The sequence below is a fragment of the Variovorax sp. LjRoot84 genome, assembly GCF_964254305.1.
In the GTDB taxonomy this organism is placed as follows: domain Bacteria; phylum Pseudomonadota; class Gammaproteobacteria; order Burkholderiales; family Burkholderiaceae_C; genus Variovorax.
In genome coordinates, this window is the sequence record NZ_CAXUTE020000001.1 from 2,405,088 (window position 1) to 2,420,940 (window position 15,853).

The following is a 15,853-nucleotide window of genomic DNA, read 5'->3' on the forward strand; positions in this document are numbered from 1 at the left end:
ACGGAAAACGCCAACTACCCCTTTCAGGACACGAGCGCCCGGCGTCCTGCCAGCCAGGCGTCGACATCGCTCTTGAGCCAGCCTACCGCCTGGAGCCCGAGCTTCACCGGCTTCGGGAACTCGCCATCGGCGATCATCCGGTAGATCGTGGAAGGGTGCAGCCCGGTGGCTGGCTTGAGGTCCTTGCGGCGCAAGACGTGATTGGCACTCAGCATTGACTGATTCGGGGCATCCCGAGGGGATGTCTCTGCCACGGCTAATTTCTGCGTTCGAGCCCTTTCGAGATCGCGCGTTCGGTTGATGCGCGCCAGGTGATCGCGAAGCATCTCTGAGAGCTCGTTCAGTTGCTTCAGGCGCTCTTGAGTGTGGCGGCGCAGGAGTTCGTTCCGTTCAATTGCGAGAGCAAGGTCGTTGGCTTCCCAGTCCATTGGCTTCGATTCCGAAATGTTTCGACCATCCTATTGCGTGCGCATGAACCAACAAGAGCCAGACGGAAAACCGGGTCGTCAGCAAGTGGTTATTCATGCCCCGTTGAAAATTCGCAAAACCGAAGCGATCGATGACTGTCCGTGAACGACCACTGCAGGACGGCACCCGTTGTTAATCCGAGCTACATCGACACTGCCGGAAGATTGCGGGCGACTGAGGCGTGGCGCTGATCGTGATCGAGGGCAAGCACGCATTCGCGCTGGTGACCGCAATCCTGAGCCTTGCTTCGAGCCGCGCCTACGCATCTCCGTTCAATTGATGCGGGGCGTGCAGGTGTCCAAGCCGCCATCGAAGGCGTGTAGACCTGCGCAGCTTCGCCTCTGTCGTCCGTAAGTAGCGAAGTTGGCTCGCAACAGGGAATCTCGGCCAATGACGATCAAGGGGAAGCAGATCTGCTCAGCGCCTTGGATAGTGAATTCCATTTCAATTTTGACGATAATCTAAGCCTCTAGACTAATGTTGTTTCTTTGACATGGGACGTAGACCGAAGGGCGAAGAGGCGCTGGTGAGGGCCGGTCGGGCGCTGATACGAGCCAAGACTGCGAATGAGCTGCGAACTGCACAAGCCGTTGCGCTCCCACTTCTGTTGGGTCTCACCGTGTCCCAGACGGCGAGGGCAGTCGGCAGATCCGCTGCCTGGGTCTCTCGCGGCCGACGCCGGTTCATCGACGAACTGGAGCGCCCGATCGGAAAACCGAGAGGCGGGCGGCGCAATGAGCTTGTTTCAGAGGCGGAAGAGTTCGCTCTGATTATGGAAGCGTGTGTGCGCAAGGCAGAGGCGGACGACCTGTGGCGCACAGCGTCCGGAGTTCCCATCAAGGAGGCCAGGAGAAGCGTCGCGACACGCGTCCAGGACGAACTCGAACGCCGTTTGCGCCGCCCAGTGGCGCTCTCGACTGTCTACGGTCTATTGAACCGTGCTGCAAGGCGCAACTTCTCGGACGGCTCCGTCGCCGATTGGGAGGATATCGCAATTCTATTGCGGAGATTTTGAATCGGAATTCGAGAGCCTAAACTCTCGGCTTCCACTTCTTTCGTGGCAGCAACCGCTGCGCAAAACTGCGAAAGGAGTGTCCTTGAAATCGTTCACATCAGCCCGTCTGCAACCGATAGATCTGGCGGAGCTCAACTTTGCGGCAAAGATCGACTATGTCACGTTGGCAAGACCGTCTGCTTTGCTTACCCCAGCCGACCTGAAGCGCCTGTCGCTCAATGGGCGCGTGTCCTGGGCGCGCTCTGCCAACTATAGGTTCTTCAGCATCCACGATCCGACACCCAACGACCTGTCAAAGGTTGAAGCGGCCTATGGGTCAGTGGAGGTCGTGGAACTGGAGATTGCGGTGGATCTCCGGCCTATCAGCCGAGTGCCGCAGGAAAGGGGCTATCAGATCCTGTGCGACGTCCTGATCGAGCTGTTCGCAAAGCAGCTCGATCCGCGAGGAGGGCTGGGCATGGAAGCGGCCTCGCGCGCGTTCTATCGCCAGTTGGACAGTGGCTACACCATCCTGCCCTTCAACAAGCGCCTGCCCCGTGCGACCGATCAGCAGTTGCACGGTTGGCGACACGATGGCGTGCAGGTGAAGTGCTATTTCAAGCGCCGCGATCGAGGCGCGCCCTTGGCGCCGTCGCAGTACGTGGCTCGCGTGGAAGTGCGCCTTGCCGCGTCGGGGCTCAACGCTCAAGGGATTGCAACCCTTTCCGACCTTCGGGACTTTTCCTTTCGCCGTCGTCTGATGCCCTATTTTCGGCACGTGGACGCCACCGTCAGGTTGCACAAGCGGAGTCGCAGGCGGTCCCCCTTGCGTTCGGTTCTGGCGGCCAAGCAGAGCGAGTTCGACGAAGCGCATTTCAGGAAGGTCGGGGTCGGCGCGTTCCTGCGCGGCGGGAATCGGGAGGACGCGCACGTACGGCTCGTCCGAAACGTGGCCGTCAACAACCGCATCGGCCAGGCACTCACGCGCCTTGAACAACGCTTCTGCGCAAAGAAACCGTGCAAGGCGTCACCCGGGGGATGCGAAAAAGTTGTTATTGATCAGGCACTTGCGTCGCTTCAGCACAGTCATCTATGACTTACAAATATATGGACAACCTATGAACGAAAACGAGATGAACCTGTACATCGCCCACTACATCGACCCAGCCGCAGAAGAGGGGTACCAGTTGCTCATTGACGAGCCTACTACCTTCTCTAGGTTTGCATGGCTATCGATCTCGATTGGACAAGAACACTCGAGGGTCGCGTCCGCGAGACGCTTTTCGTGCAAGCCGGGAGTTGGTGTGCTGAAGAAGATCGTTGATCTGATAAGGATTTCCGCCTTGCCAGCCATGCTCCTTATACCTAACCATTCTTGAAGGACCAACCCATGTACATCGCTCACTACAACAACCCCGTCGACGGCGGCTCCGAACTCTCTGTCTTCAACAAATACCCCAGCTCCTTGTTCCGGTGCGACTGGCTGTCTCTCATGTACACCGTCGACAGCGAAGGGCAACTGCACATCCAGGCTTCCTCTATGGGGCACAGTGTCACTGTCACGCCTGCAGAAGGCCGTACGTTCAAGGTGATCCCCAAACGCTTCGTAGATACCTGGGTAGAGCTCGTTGATAACCTTGAGGACGGGGTGCCGTCGGTCCCCATCTCGCTGACCGAGAGCTGGGCCGAATCGGCCGCTCTCTTGCACGCCAAGGACGGGTACGGAGAGTTCGTCAAAGTCACCGGGGGGACGACGTCGTTTGAGTTCCGGAAGCCATGGCTTGCCCGTTCGGAGGCTGCCAACGACTACCTAGTCGCCTTCGTGGGTCACGAGACGATCCAGCTGCAGGCCGCCTGACGCCCCTTTACGACGAAGCTCAGCAGGCAGCTTTGCCAGCAATCGGTCCGAGAAAGCGGTGAAACCATGAAGGTCTGCATTTCGCAGGTAACCACGAAAGGGATCTTCATGACCGCTTCCACCTACCCCGCCCTGGCCTCGCTGATCGAGACCCGCCAGAACCAACTGGGCATCACCGATGCTGAACTCGCTACGGCGCTCGGGTACACCGATGCCCGGGTCGTATCGATGCTCAAGGTCGAAAAGATGACGCTGCCCATCAACAAGGTGCCGACACTCGCCACAACCCTGAAGGTGGACGCCTGCATGGTCTTGCGCTTGGTGATGGAGGAGAAGTCGCCGGGGCTGCTCGAGATCATCGAGAAGGTCCTGAATCCGTTCGAGCTCAAGCCGCATGAGATCAACCTGATCGAACACTGCCGGAAGCTCGCGGGTGACCGACGTGTGGCGCCGATCGTCATCGAGGGCAAGTTCGTGATCACGCTGGTGACGACGTCCTGATCCTTGCTGAGCTGAGTCGCGTTCCGCGCTCGATCCAGTCAGGTCGACGAAGTTCTAGAAAGATTTTTCCCGCGACCCAGTTTTGGCTCCCTATAAACAAGAAGCAGCGCACTGCGCTGCATTGATCGCAAACTTAGGAGAAACATGAACGAACAGAACCACAAGGCCCCGTCCTCCTTTCTGGACCGCGTCATCGCCAGGCAGGACGAGCTCGAGATCACTGATTCCGAGATGGACAAGTTGATGGGCTACAGGCTTGGCCGCCTGTGGCGCCGCATCAAGGTGCGGCGCTTCCCGCTGTCGCTCTCGGACGTGCCCCAGCTTGCCAAGGCGCTCAACCTTGATGCCGCGAGCCTTATGCGGCATGCGATGCAGGAGATGCTCCCGGACTTCCTGGAGCTCATGGATGAGCACTTGCGGCCGTCCGAACTCAGCGAGCGTGAGGCTCGGCTGATCAAACAGTTCCGGAAGGTCACGGCCGGGAAGGGGTTGGGGCCGATCGTCTACTACGAGGTCACCACCAGCCAGACCCTCATTATCGAAGGCGTGTAGCCGGGCCAGCCTGGGGAACACCAACACTTGCCGCCGCTGGCGGAGGAGTGTTGGCTGCTTCCCCGTCCTCCCGGAACGTCTTGCTCTTTTGACAGCTTCAACAACCTTGAGTGAAAAAATGCCTTCTAGCATCAACTACGTCGTCACCAGTCGTGAGCCATCCAGTATGCAGTGCGTCGCCGAGGCTTCGAGCGCTCGCACGACGGTCATGACCGCGAGGCCCGGTGGCAAAGGGACCGGTATACCCGACCTAGACTACCTGACGATGCACGTGCTGGATGCATCGCTGTTTGAAAGCCAACGGCAGTCGCGGGAACTCGGCCCGACCATGGAGGCGGAGACGTGGCCCAAGTCGAGCTCAGTTTTCCCTCGCCGCCTGATCATCTACCGTGGCTGCGCCGAAGGCGGGGTCGGTGGCGATGCTTGGACTACCAGCAAGGAGGAAGCTTTGCGTTATTGCCTCCAGGCACCGCCGATAGAGCCTGGAGTGCAGGTGCTGGTGACTGCCGAGATCGACGTCAACGACATCCTATCGGTGTATCCGCACGGCAAGCACGCCATCAACCTGCTCGTCGGGCGTGATCCCGAAATCGTCCGCACCCAAGCGGTGGTGCTCCAGTACGACCCAAGCGGGAATCGTTGCGCCGCGATCAGCAGTGACTCAAGGCGCCGCAATGATTCGCGAGATGTGTCCGTGCCGGCGGCGACTGTCAGGAAACGGTCGCGACGCTGAGGCGGCCCTGGCAATGCTCGGGGAGGTGGTCAGGGAACTGCGTTTCAAGAGACCTTGGCCGCGCCGCCGAGCGAGAGTTGGTGGAACGCAGCCTGCAAGCCGGCGCATCCGTCGCGGCCATTGCGCAGGAGCATGGGATCAACGCCAACCTCCTGTTCAACTGGCGCCCTCTGCGTGTGCTGTGTGCTGTGTGCTGTGTGCGGAAGCCGAACAGCGAACTCGAATCAGGTCCGATCCGGCCGCCGGTGACCGTGCAGGCGGAATCGACGGTAGTTGTCTCCAAGCCGCTGCCGACGCCCCGTGCCTCGCGGGGCGTGATGGAGATCGACATCGGCGCCGAGCGTGTTCGTTCGCGCGGTGCCGTGGACGAGGCCAGCGTGCGTTGCGCGTTGCAGTTGCTGGGCGCGACACGTGATCGGACGGAAGTGCTGAATGAAATCGCGGGGGAGGGTGCGGGGATCAACCGCAAGCGCTTAAGGCAAGTCTGATCAAGTCCCCTGGCCCGTGGCTTGCTGTGTTGAAGGCATAGTCATAGCGAGAGTGCCGAACATGAAGCAGCAGACATTGGCGATGGCGGCGGACCAGGGTGCGGGATTCGAACGATTTCGTCGTCGCACCAAGCGCGAGGACTTTCTGAAGGCCATGGACGCGATCGTTCCGTGGGCCGCGTTGTGCGCAGTGATCGAGCCGCACTATCCCAAGGCTGGCAATGGGCGCCCTCCAATCGGACTGGAGCGCATGCTGCGCATCCACCTGCTGCAGCACTGGTTCAACCTGGCTGACAACGCGGTTGAGGAGGCGTTGTATGACATCGCCAGCCTGCGCAGCTTTGTGGGCATCGACCTGGGTGTCGAGCGGGTGCCTGACGAGACCACGGTGCTGAAGTTCCGCCATCTGCTGGACAAACACGACCTGGGCAAGAAGCTGTTTGACGAAGTGGGCAAGGTGCTGCAGTCCAGCGGCTTCCAGATCAAGACCGGCACCATCGTGGATGCAACACTCATTGGCGCACCGAGTTCGACCAAGAACGCAGACAAGGCGCGAGACCCCGAGATGCACCAGACGCGCAAGGGGATGCAATGGCACTTCGGCATGAAATTGCACATTGGCGTGGACAGCCAGAGCGGGCTGGTACACAGCGCCGTGGTGACGGCTGCCAACGTGCATGACAAGCATCCACTGCCCGACTTGCTGCACGGCAACGAGCGCCGCGTCTACGGCGACAGCGCCTACGCGAGCCAGAAGGACCTGATTCGGGGCAAGGCGCCGAACGCGCTGGACTTCACCAACCAGCGCACGCGCAAGGCGGGGTGCGAGGTCGACGAGGTGAAGAAGGCGAAGAACCGCAACAAGTCGAAGATTCGCTCGCGGGTCGAACATGTCTTCGCGGTGGTCAAGCGCTTGTGGGGTTTCAACAAGGTGCGATATCGAGGCCTCGCGAAGAACGCGACCCGGGCGTTCGTGGCGCTGGCGATGGCCAACATCTATCTGGCGAGGCAACCACTGTTGGCACAAATGCGTGCAAAGTGAACCAGGAGTGGGCCAATGGCCCCCAGCCAGAGTCCGAACGGGCCAATTCGCCTTTGAATGCGCCCCACAATCGATCAGACAGCAGTGAAATCGCCGGATTTCACGTCGCCCGCAAGCCATCACCACTGTTCAACGAAAACAGTGGCTTGATCAGCGTTGCCTTAAGGCGATTGGTGAAGTGACACGCAGGCCAACTCGTCGACGGCCTGAAGATCAAGAGGTCGAACGTCAAGAAGAACGCTGAGACGTGGGAGGTCGAATCGGTTCGACTGTTTCTGCGGTTTCCAGTGGCCCCGGTGCAGAAAGTGTCAGGGAAGAGGAGGAGGTCGTCGAGCGGGCGGCGATGCTGACGGAGTACGGCAAGGTTCCTTGATCCAATAGGACATGCAGCAAGCGAGCCTCATGGCAGACCTTGTACCCCCTGCAGCGTCTATAGATTAGCCCTGGCCCTTGCCGGCGTTTTTCCAGGAAGCCAGCCGAGGTCCTTATAGGTAGGCAACGATGCTGCCAGGGGGCACGGCGAGCGACGCCTGGAACGCCAGGCTACCTATAAGAAAAGCAAGGTAGTGGAGGGGTTCGTTGTGAAGAAGAAAGCGCACTTTTCCTGGACGTATAAGAGTCCACGATTCCTGGGGAAAGGCTTGCGTTTCGGCGGCAATAATCGACGTCTTCCGATGCTCCGCCTCATTGAGGAATCGCGTGCCAAATGCTTGCTATCGCAGGCGTCCTCGCAAGGCCAGGTAACTGCTCAATTTTCTCGCATCTAGAGCTGCGTGTTTTCTCAAGAACGCGTCAAGAAACGCGACAGCGTGCGCAAATGGCCGTCGGTTGCGACGACACTGCTGATCAGTGACAGCGGTGCAGCGGTTGCGGTCCGTCGACCGCGGTCACCGAATTCACGGTGTTAGCCACATCACGGACATTGAGGTGCTGGGCCGAGTGCCCTGCGGCCGACCGGTGCTGAGGGTGCTGCTGACATTCACGAGGTGATTGAACAACACCTCGTGCTGCACCTCGACCAAATGACGGCTGCTCCCGTAGGCTACTCACGCACCCGGCCCAAAGCAGTCTCTTGCCGACGGGTGCACCCAGACGCGTTCGTCAGGTACCTGCCGGATGCTTTCGCCGTGCTGGTACGCAAGAGCACCGGACAGGGAGAGGTTGTCGGGCGAAGCCCGGGGCAGACCTGAAAGACTTTTTCGAAGCGACGGGCGTGCCCCGATTGACGCCCGGCGCAAGGGCTGAACCTGACTGCAGCCGAGCCAGCTCGAACGCACTATTGCCCGTCGCGGCACACCGTATTACCCTGCATGGGGTGTACCAGTCTCATCCCAGCCTTCCACTGCATGCCCTGTTCCGCGCGAAGCCGTACCAGGGTGCGCCACCGGAGCAGGCGCACTTCGTCTTCGTGGGACTGGACGCGAACTACACGCCGGACGTAGAGCGGAGCGCCTCCTTCGCCCTCATCAAGGAGTACCACGCCGACGGCGTGAGCTTCTGGCAGCGTCACGGCGTGCATCACCCATTTCTGCATCCGGGATACGTGGGCGACCGGCGCGGAGGCGGCGTGCCCTACCACCGAAACTTCGCGAGCATCGGATTCAAGCCGCAGGATGCGCCTTGCGTTTCCTTCGTGGAGCTGCTGCACGTTCCCACCATCGGCGCGAGCGACCTGCATCCCAGCGACCTGGACGAAGGGCACCTCGATCGACTGATTGCACTCATGCGCGACGGCCAGCCGCGCAATGTCTTCCTCTGCGCGGACGCCGTGAGGCAGCTTCGCAAGCACCCGAAGTTTCGTTGGCTGCCCCGTGTGATTTCAGGCGAAGTTCTTCCGGTCCTGTGCCGCACGGGCAAGACGACCATCTACCAGAACCTGCACTTTTCTTGCCGCGAGCAGCAGCGGCGACGGGCTGAAGCCGCGGTCATCGGCGCCCTTGCTCGAGCTCAACCTTGTGTCGAGGTACGTCCGCCGGGCTGACGGGTGCCATATCCCTTCAGTGGATCCAGTGCTCCCGCATAAAGCGGACCGGCGCCATGGTTGCGTTTGGCCGCGACTGTGATTCCCTCCGTGTTCCACGAAGCTGTCCTTCTGCTCTTCTCGACAAGGAACTGGTCCCACCGCCCGTTGACTGGGGCTGGACGGTTCCGCGGACTGCAGGCGCATCCTGCGGGGCCCTCAACTCGATGGGAGACCATCATGGGTACCGCAGACAACGCCACTTCTCGCGACCCGTGGAACAAGGGCAAGGTCACTGACCGCCAGCTCGTAGCTCGGCGGTATCAACCACCTCCAAGAGAGATGAGGCAAGATTGCGGGAAAACGGACTCTCCGGTGAAACGAAAGGGCGATTTGTGCAGCAGGAAGACATTTTTTATGAGGACCGCTTTCTTGAAAGCTGGGCTGGCTCCATCATCACCAACCCCAGCACTGCAATCGTTGAGCTAGTTGCCAATTGCTGGGATGCCTATGCCACCGAAGTCAACATAAGCTGGCCCGATCCAAAGAAGAACAAGCAGTTCTCCATCTCGGACGACGGCAAAGGCATGACCAAGGCTGAGTTTGACTACATCTGGCGGGCCATGTCGTATGACCGTATTGCCAAGACTGGCAGCACGACCACACCACCACCAGGTGTAGAGGGCCTTCCCAGGTTCGTCTTCGGCAAGAACGGCAAGGGCCGCTTCGCCAGTTTCTGCCTCACCAAGAACTACCAGATCACGTCAGTCAAAGACGGTCAGAAGATCGTCTACAAGGTGAGCAGGACCGCGAACAAGCCGTTGATCACAGAACTCGTTGAGTTCGTGGAAGAGGGTGTGGAAGGTCATGGAACGACGATCACCGGGGAAGGTGAAATTCGTCAAACCAGCCTTTCCGTGGAGCAGGCACGTGAGCTTCTAGGTGGTCGGTTCCTCGCCAACCCGTCGTTCAAGGTCATCCTGAACGGAACGCCTATTTCGTTTGCGGACATCAGCAAGTCGTCGCTCGCTATCGTGGACGTTGAGGTGCCAGGCTACGGCGCGGTCAAGATTTATCACATTGACACCCGGAAGGCCGACAAGACGACCAAGCAGCATGGCATAGCTTGGTGGGTCATGAACCGTGCTGTTGGTGAATGCAAGTGGCGTGGTGCCGACGTTGAACGCATTCTTGATGGCAGGACCGAGAAGGCCAAGCGCTTCACCTTCATCGTTCAGGCCGATTTTCTGAACAAGGAGAATGCCGTTAAGGAAGACTGGTCAGGCTTCGTTGAAAAGAACCTCGCATGGGAGACGACCAGGCCAATCGTCCAGGACAAAATTCGGGAGATTATTGACAACACCAGTGCCGCAGAGCGTGAAGACAAGCGAATTGCCGTCCTTGAAAAAGTAGGGCAGTCGGTTAATTCGCTTCCGCTCATGAGCAAGGATCGTGTCACCACTTTTGTGAATGAGGTCGTAGACACATGCCCGAACTTCGGGGAGCAAGAGATAGTGCAACTGACCAGCATTTTGGCGAAGCTGGAGAAAAGCAAGTCGCAGTACAGCTTGCTGGAGATCCTGCACAACCAAGATCCGCATGACTTGGATGCTCTCCACGAGGTTCTGAGCCAATGGACCATCGGAATGGCGAAGGTCGTCTTGGACGAAATTCAGGGCCGCTTGAAGATCATCAACGAACTGCGGATCAAGATTCAGATCGCTGGTATTGATGAGGTCAAGGAGCTCCAGCCGCTCTTTGCCAAGGGCCTATGGATGTTCGGGGACAAATTTGAGTCCATCCACTTCACGTCAAACAAAGGCATGACGACCGTCATCCGGGAGCTATTTGACGGCAAGGCGGAGAAGGCGTCTCTGAACCGGCCTGACTTTGTGATCCGCGGCGACGGCAGCACCGGCTTCTACTCCTTGCCTTCGTATAACGAGGATCATCAAGAAGCTGGTGTCCAGCACCTTGTCATCGTTGACCTGAAGACCACCAAGCTCTCCCTTGGCTCGAAGGAAAAGGAACAGATTTGGAAGTATGTGAAGGAGTTGAAGAAGCGGGGCCACATCCAGCCTGACACCCGCATTGACGGCTTCGTGCTTGGCGACCAGATCGAGAGCGGTGAGGGTGGCACTCGCACTGAAGATAACGACAAAGTCAAGATACAGCCGCTGCTATACGGCACCATTTTGAACCGGGCTGAACAGCGTCTTCTGAAGCTCTACGACAAGGTCAAGGAAGCGCCATTCCTCCTTGCCCAGCAGGAAGAGTTGGCGAAGTTCATTGAGCCAATCCCTGTGCAGCAGCCTGCCTTAGTGGAGAGCGTTGCGTAATGTCCTCGGTCAACTGGATCGCCGCCTTCAACTATCTGTTCGCGGCCTTGAACAGCGAGGACAAGGCACTCTATGTGGGTGGCTCAACCTTCTGCCGCATGGTTCAGCAGGTTGATCCTGGCTCGCCCAGCTACCAGCAGTTGTTGCAGCTCCGACAAAACCAGGGCAAGTCAAGTTCTCGCAAGGACTTCTACTGGGATCTCATTCAGGCCCAGCCCGAACCCCAGCGATTTAGTCTCTATCGGGTGTTCATTGATCACGTTGAGCCACACGACAAGGCACAAGCGGACAAGATCAGGGACATAGTCTTTGGTGGTGGCCGTGCTGTGCCTACGACCGTTGTGCCCGTCGACCTGTGGAACTCGGAAAAGCTCAACAACAGCCTCAACGACATTGACCACGCCATTGATGCCCATCAGTACAACCGGGCGACGACACTGAGCTATACATGCCTTGAAGGACTCTACAAGACCTATGTGCGCAAGCATGTTCCTGAGCTTGTCGGACTGACTGACCTCATGCCGTTGTGCAAGGTGGTTAAAGACGATATCAGCCGCAAGCTCCAAGCCCAAGGGCCCTTCCCCGTGGAGATCGTCAATGCCATGCCGACGCTCACCAATGCCATTGCGAACTCAAGGAACGGCTTCAGCGAGTCGCACTTCGGGGACGAATCCCAACGTTGGCTTGCCCTGTTTGCTCGTGACCTGACCAACTCCGTGGGTCGGCTCATGCTCAACTTTATGTGAGGCGGCATGAGTAAGAAACTGCTTCTCGTTGACCTCGAGAATAAGCACAAGGTAGACCTCTCGCCCTTGGACCAGAGCTACAGGGCAATCATCTTCGTGGGGGCAAATCAGAACCCTCCCAAGGCTTCCAAGAAGCCTGCTACGGCCCATAGGTTCAGTCGAGTGGACTTCCTGAAGATTTCTGGGGCTGGCAAGAACGCCTTGGACTTCCACATAGCCTTTGAGCTTGGCCGCACCTTTGAGACTGCCCCCGACACGCAGTGCTTCGTGCTGAGCGGAGACAAGGGCTTTGATCCGCTGCTGAACCACCTCAAGAACAACGGCATGCACTGCCGCAGGATAGAGAGCATTGAAGAGCTCGTGCCTGTCGCTGTGGTGCCAGCCTTGGATTTGGTGGTCTGCCGGCACTGCAAGAGGGCCAGCACGATTGAGCACCATGGGGGCCGGTGGTGCAGCAACTGCGGCCGGTTCGCCACACCACCTGATCCCAAGCTCTTGCCCTCCAATCAGCCCGGCTTCGTTGAAGCTGAGAAGGCCTGGGAAGACGATGGCGGAATCATTGCCGAATGCGGCTGGTGCCACCAGAAGACCGACATGACGGGTGGCATCTATGACGACGGCGAATGGATGTGTGGGCACTGCATAGCCCGCTACGTGACCGCACGGCCACGGTAAGGATCAACGGGTCGACAGCGGGCAGTCGTTACTGATTTGTTGCGCTCGCTGCCGTCCGATGCCGATAGTGAATCGGGATCGGCCGGCGGTCAATGTCCGCTTTCCGACCTACCGAAAGACTGCAACAGGTCGGGATGATGAGTTCGTCGTCGGCCGGTCACTCGACTCGCGCCGCCCGCAGCGTGGCCGCGTCGCCGGGAGCCTTTGGTGATCGACTGCTTCCTGGGTGCAGCCGACGCTGGTCTCGAAGGGCAGTCAAGGTCAGGTTTCCGAGCCCACCGCCCTTCGGCGTAGAACGTGACAGGCTGCAGCCAGTCTGGGGCGGTCATGGCTGAGAGTCCAGTAGTACCGCAAGCACTGCTGCATTCTTTTGAATCGGTGTGGCCCTCATCGAAAATCCCGGCTCGCCGTCGCCAGCCGCCCCAGCAGCGGCGTCAGGTCCTCCAGCCGCTGCGCGACCAGGCTGCATACCGCGCCTTCGCGTTGCCAGGTCCCGTGCACCGCCAGCAGCCTCGCGTTGAGCAACTCGTTGCGCTGCTGCTCGCGGACGTGCCTCCACGCGATCACCTGCACGACGCCAGTCTCGTCCTCCAGCGACACGAAGATCACCCCCTTGGCCGTGTCCGGCTGCTGGCGCAGCGTCACGATGCCGCAGTAGCTGACCATGGCGCCATTGACGATGTCCTGGAGATCAGCGGCGCAGGCCAGCTGGCGCTTGGCCAGAAGAGGGCGCAGCAGTGCCAGCGGATGGCGCCGCAAGGTGAGCCCCGTGGCCGCATAGTCGAAGACGATCTCCTCGCCTTCCGGTGCAGGCGGCAGCTCCAGGAGGTCCTCTTCGACCGGCGCCTCGCGCAGGAGCACAGGCGTTGCGCGCAGGGCCGAGGCATCCCAGACCTGCTGCCGCCGATGTCCGCTCAGGCTCAGCAGCGCATCAGCGCTGGCCAGCAGGCGCATCTCGTGCTGCTCCAGGCCCGCGCGCCGGGCCAGGTCCTCGGCGCTGTCGAAGACCAAGGCCTGGCGCGCCGCGACGATGCGCTCGGCCGACGCCCAGCGCAGCCCGACGATCATGCGCAGGCCTAGCCGGACCGCCGGATGGTGCGCCAGATCCTCGAGCGTGCAGTCCAGGTCGCTGTGCATCACATCCGGCGGCCGCACTTCCACGCCGTGGCGGCGCGCATCCTGCACCAGCTGGCTCGGGCTGTAGAAGCCCAGCGGCTGCGCGTTCAGCATGGCGGCGAGGAACTCGGCCGGATGGTGGCACTTGATCCAGCAGCTCGCGTAGACCAGCAGGGCGAAGGAGGCCGCATGGCTCTCGGGAAACCCGTACTCGCTGAAGCCCTTGATCTGCTCGAAGATGGATTCCGCGAACACGCGCTCGTAACCGCGCGAGGTCATGCCCTCGACGATCTTGTCGTAGTACTTCTCCAGCCCGCCCTTGCGCCGCCAGGCGGCCATGGAGCGCCGCAGCCCGTCGGCTTCCCCGGCCGTGAAGCCGGCGGCCAGCATGGCGATCTGCATCACCTGTTCCTGGAACACCGGCACCCCCAGCGTGCGGCTGAGCGCCTCCTCCAGCGCCGCGCTGGGGTAGCTGACCGGCTCCAGCCCCTGGCGCCGCCGCAGGTACGGATGCACCATGCCGCCGACGATGGGCCCCGGACGCACGAGGGCCACCTCGATCACCAGGTCGTAGAAGCAGCGGGGTTGCAGACGCGGCAGCATGCTCATCTGCGCCCGGCTCTCGATCTGGAACACGCCCACCGTGTCGGCCTTCGAGATCATTTCGTAGGTGACGGAATCCTCCGCCGGGATGTCCTGCATGCCGAACTCGTAGCCCTTGCGCTGGCCGATGAAGGCCAGCGACTTGCGGATCGCGGTCAGCATGCCCAGGGCCAGGCAATCGACCTTCAGGAAGCCCAGCGCATCGAGGTCGTCCTTGTCCCACTCGAGCACGGTGCGCTCGGCCATGGAGGCGTTCTCGATCGGGATCATGCGCGACAGCGGCCCGCGCGTGAGCACGAAGCCGCCCGTGTGCTGGCTCAAATGCCTCGGAAAGCCCAGCAGCTGCGTCGTCAGCAAGAGCAGCTGCTTCACCTTCAGGTCGTCCAGGGACAAACCCATCTCGCCAATGCGCTCCGGCATCACCTGCACGCCGTCGAAGTAGCGGTAGTCCTTGGCGAGCGCATCCACCACCGCGAGCTCGAAGCCGAGCGCCTTGCCGACGTCGCGCAGTGCGCTCTTGGGCCGGTAGCTGATCACCACACCGGTGATCGCGGCACGGTCGCGCCCGTAGCGCTGGTAAAGGTACTGCAGGACCTCCTCGCGGCGTTCGTGCTCGAAGTCGATATCGATGTCCGGCGGCTCGTTGCGCTCCTTGGAGATGAAGCGCTCGAACAGCACGCTCATGCGGTCCGGATCGACCTCGGTGACCCCGATGCAGTAGCACACCACCGAGTTGGCGGCGCTGCCGCGCCCCTGGCAGAGGATGTGGCGCGAGCGCGCGAACTGCACGATGTCGGCCACGGTCAGGAAGTAGTGCTCGTACTTCAGCTCGCCGATCAACTCCAGTTCGTGCTCGATCTGCAGCTGGAGCTTGGCCGAAATCCCGTCCGGCCAGCGACGCCCGGCCCCCTCGTAGGTGATGCGCCGAAGATAGGAAGTCGGGGTCTCGCCCGGCGGCACCACCTCGTCCGGATACTGGTAGCGCAGTTCCTCCAGCGAGAACTGGCAGCGGGCTGCCACCTGCAGCGTCTCGGCCAGCAGGTCCGGCGGGTAGGTCTGCGCGAGCCGCAGCCGCGTGCGCAGATGCCGCTCGGCGTTGGGCTGCAGGTCCAGGCCGCATTCGGTCAGGGGCTTGCCCAGGCGCGTCGCGGTCAGCACGTCCTGCAGCGGCTTCCTGGAGCGCACGTGGAAATGAACATCGCCGCTGGCCACCAGCGGGATGGCCGTGAGCTCGCCCACGGCACGCAGGCGATAGAGCCACATCTCGTCGTCCAGCAGCCGCAGCAGCTCGACCCCGAACCAGCAGCGCCCGGCAAACTGGGTGAGCAGCCAGCGCCCCAGTGCCTCCAACTGGTCGGGCGAGGCCATGCGCTTTGGGCAGGCGATCACCACGCAGTCCTCCAGGGCCTGGCCGCTCAGTTCCGCGAAGCGCAGCGCGTAGGTGCCCTTCGCCGAGCGCTGGCGCAAGGTGGTGATGAACGCACACAGATTCCCGTACCCGTTCAGGTTGCAGGCGAGGACGACCAGGGTGAAGGGATGCGCACAGGCCACCTCGAACTGGCTGCCCACGATCAGCGGCAGTTCGTGCTCCCGGGCGACGACATGGGCGCGCACGATGCCGGCCAGGCTGCACTCGTCGGTCAGCGCCAGCGCCGTGTAGCCTAGCTGCCTGGCGCGCTCGAGCAGCTCCTCGGGCTGGCTGGCGCCCTTGAGAAAGCTGAAGTTGGAGATGCAGCGCAGCTCCACGTAGTCGGGGAGGGTGGCCATTTTGTCGGCCA

General features: G+C 60.8%; 13 protein-coding genes. 11 read left to right on the forward strand and 2 right to left on the reverse strand.

The features are described from left to right. Positions 1-23: 23 nt before the first annotated feature. The gene (locus ACSQ9I_RS12295; protein ID WP_436313346.1) at positions 24-428 is read right to left on the reverse strand and encodes a helix-turn-helix transcriptional regulator; all 405 of its coding nucleotides are present in this window, start codon (positions 426-428) and stop codon (positions 24-26) included. Between the two features lie 1,137 nt (positions 429-1,565). Here ACSQ9I_RS12295 and ACSQ9I_RS12300 point away from each other — a divergent pair. From ACSQ9I_RS12300 to ACSQ9I_RS12350, 11 genes are all read left to right on the forward strand, one after another. Then, positions 1,566-2,558, forward strand: a complete 993-nt coding sequence (locus tag ACSQ9I_RS12300) for a hypothetical protein (protein ID WP_436313347.1) — start codon at positions 1,566-1,568, stop codon at positions 2,556-2,558. 294 nt (positions 2,559-2,852) lie between these two features. Next, entirely contained in the window at positions 2,853-3,320 is a 468-nt protein-coding gene (locus ACSQ9I_RS12305; protein ID WP_436313348.1) for a hypothetical protein, read from the forward strand. Positions 3,321-3,428: 108 nt separating this feature from the next. Next, positions 3,429-3,821: a hypothetical protein gene (locus tag ACSQ9I_RS12310; RefSeq protein WP_436313349.1), complete on the forward strand. Its 393-nt coding sequence runs from the start codon at positions 3,429-3,431 to the stop codon at positions 3,819-3,821. Between the two features lie 144 nt (positions 3,822-3,965). Continuing rightward, the gene (locus ACSQ9I_RS12315) at positions 3,966-4,373 is read left to right on the forward strand and encodes a hypothetical protein (protein ID WP_436313350.1); all 408 of its coding nucleotides are present in this window, start codon (positions 3,966-3,968) and stop codon (positions 4,371-4,373) included. Between the two features lie 265 nt (positions 4,374-4,638). After that, positions 4,639-5,106, forward strand: coding sequence for a hypothetical protein (locus ACSQ9I_RS12320; protein ID WP_436313351.1), 468 nt, complete (start codon positions 4,639-4,641; stop codon positions 5,104-5,106). An 80-nt stretch (positions 5,107-5,186) separates the two neighbouring features. Further along, positions 5,187-5,594 carry a transposase gene (locus tag ACSQ9I_RS12325; protein ID WP_436313352.1) on the forward strand — a complete coding sequence of 136 codons (408 nt, stop codon included), beginning with the start codon at positions 5,187-5,189 and terminating at the stop codon, positions 5,592-5,594. 61 nt (positions 5,595-5,655) lie between these two features. Continuing rightward, entirely contained in the window at positions 5,656-6,636 is a 981-nt protein-coding gene (locus ACSQ9I_RS12330) for an IS5 family transposase (RefSeq protein WP_436313353.1), read from the forward strand. Positions 6,637-7,915: 1,279 nt separating this feature from the next. Next, positions 7,916-8,617 carry a hypothetical protein gene (locus tag ACSQ9I_RS12335; protein ID WP_436313354.1) on the forward strand — a complete coding sequence of 234 codons (702 nt, stop codon included), beginning with the start codon at positions 7,916-7,918 and terminating at the stop codon, positions 8,615-8,617. Positions 8,618-8,991: 374 nt separating this feature from the next. After that, a complete protein-coding gene (locus ACSQ9I_RS12340) occupies positions 8,992-10,935 on the forward strand; it encodes an ATP-binding protein (protein ID WP_436313355.1) in 1,944 nt (647 codons plus the stop codon). Beyond that, on the forward strand, positions 10,935-11,681 hold the full coding sequence (locus ACSQ9I_RS12345) for a hypothetical protein (RefSeq protein WP_436313356.1): 747 nt from the start codon (positions 10,935-10,937) through the stop codon (positions 11,679-11,681). Before ACSQ9I_RS12340 ends, ACSQ9I_RS12345 begins: the two co-directional genes overlap by 1 nt. A 6-nt stretch (positions 11,682-11,687) precedes the next feature. After that, positions 11,688-12,356 carry a PIN domain-containing protein gene (locus ACSQ9I_RS12350; RefSeq protein WP_436313357.1) on the forward strand — a complete coding sequence of 223 codons (669 nt, stop codon included), beginning with the start codon at positions 11,688-11,690 and terminating at the stop codon, positions 12,354-12,356. Between the two features lie 387 nt (positions 12,357-12,743). On the opposite strand, the gene ACSQ9I_RS12355 is transcribed toward ACSQ9I_RS12350, so the two are convergent. Next, positions 12,744-15,842: an error-prone DNA polymerase gene (locus tag ACSQ9I_RS12355; protein ID WP_436313358.1), complete on the reverse strand. Its 3,099-nt coding sequence runs from the start codon at positions 15,840-15,842 to the stop codon at positions 12,744-12,746. Positions 15,843-15,853: the final 11 nt, after the last annotated feature.

Coding starts and splice junctions, on each gene's coding strand:
- ACSQ9I_RS12305 (WP_436313348.1), top strand. CDS start 2,853: ATGTACATCGCTCACTACAACAACCCCGTCGACGGCGGCTCCGAACTC.
- ACSQ9I_RS12350 (WP_436313357.1), top strand. CDS start 11,688: ATGAGTAAGAAACTGCTTCTCGTTGACCTCGAGAATAAGCACAAGGTA.
- ACSQ9I_RS12355 (WP_436313358.1), bottom strand. CDS start 15,842: ATGGCCACCCTCCCCGACTACGTGGAGCTGCGCTGCATCTCCAACTTC.
- ACSQ9I_RS12320 (WP_436313351.1), top strand. CDS start 4,639: ATGCACGTGCTGGATGCATCGCTGTTTGAAAGCCAACGGCAGTCGCGG.
- ACSQ9I_RS12330 (WP_436313353.1), top strand. CDS start 5,656: ATGAAGCAGCAGACATTGGCGATGGCGGCGGACCAGGGTGCGGGATTC.
- ACSQ9I_RS12345 (WP_436313356.1), top strand. CDS start 10,935: ATGTCCTCGGTCAACTGGATCGCCGCCTTCAACTATCTGTTCGCGGCC.
- ACSQ9I_RS12315 (WP_436313350.1), top strand. CDS start 3,966: ATGAACGAACAGAACCACAAGGCCCCGTCCTCCTTTCTGGACCGCGTC.
- ACSQ9I_RS12310 (WP_436313349.1), top strand. CDS start 3,429: ATGACCGCTTCCACCTACCCCGCCCTGGCCTCGCTGATCGAGACCCGC.
- ACSQ9I_RS12295 (WP_436313346.1), bottom strand. CDS start 428: ATGGACTGGGAAGCCAACGACCTTGCTCTCGCAATTGAACGGAACGAA.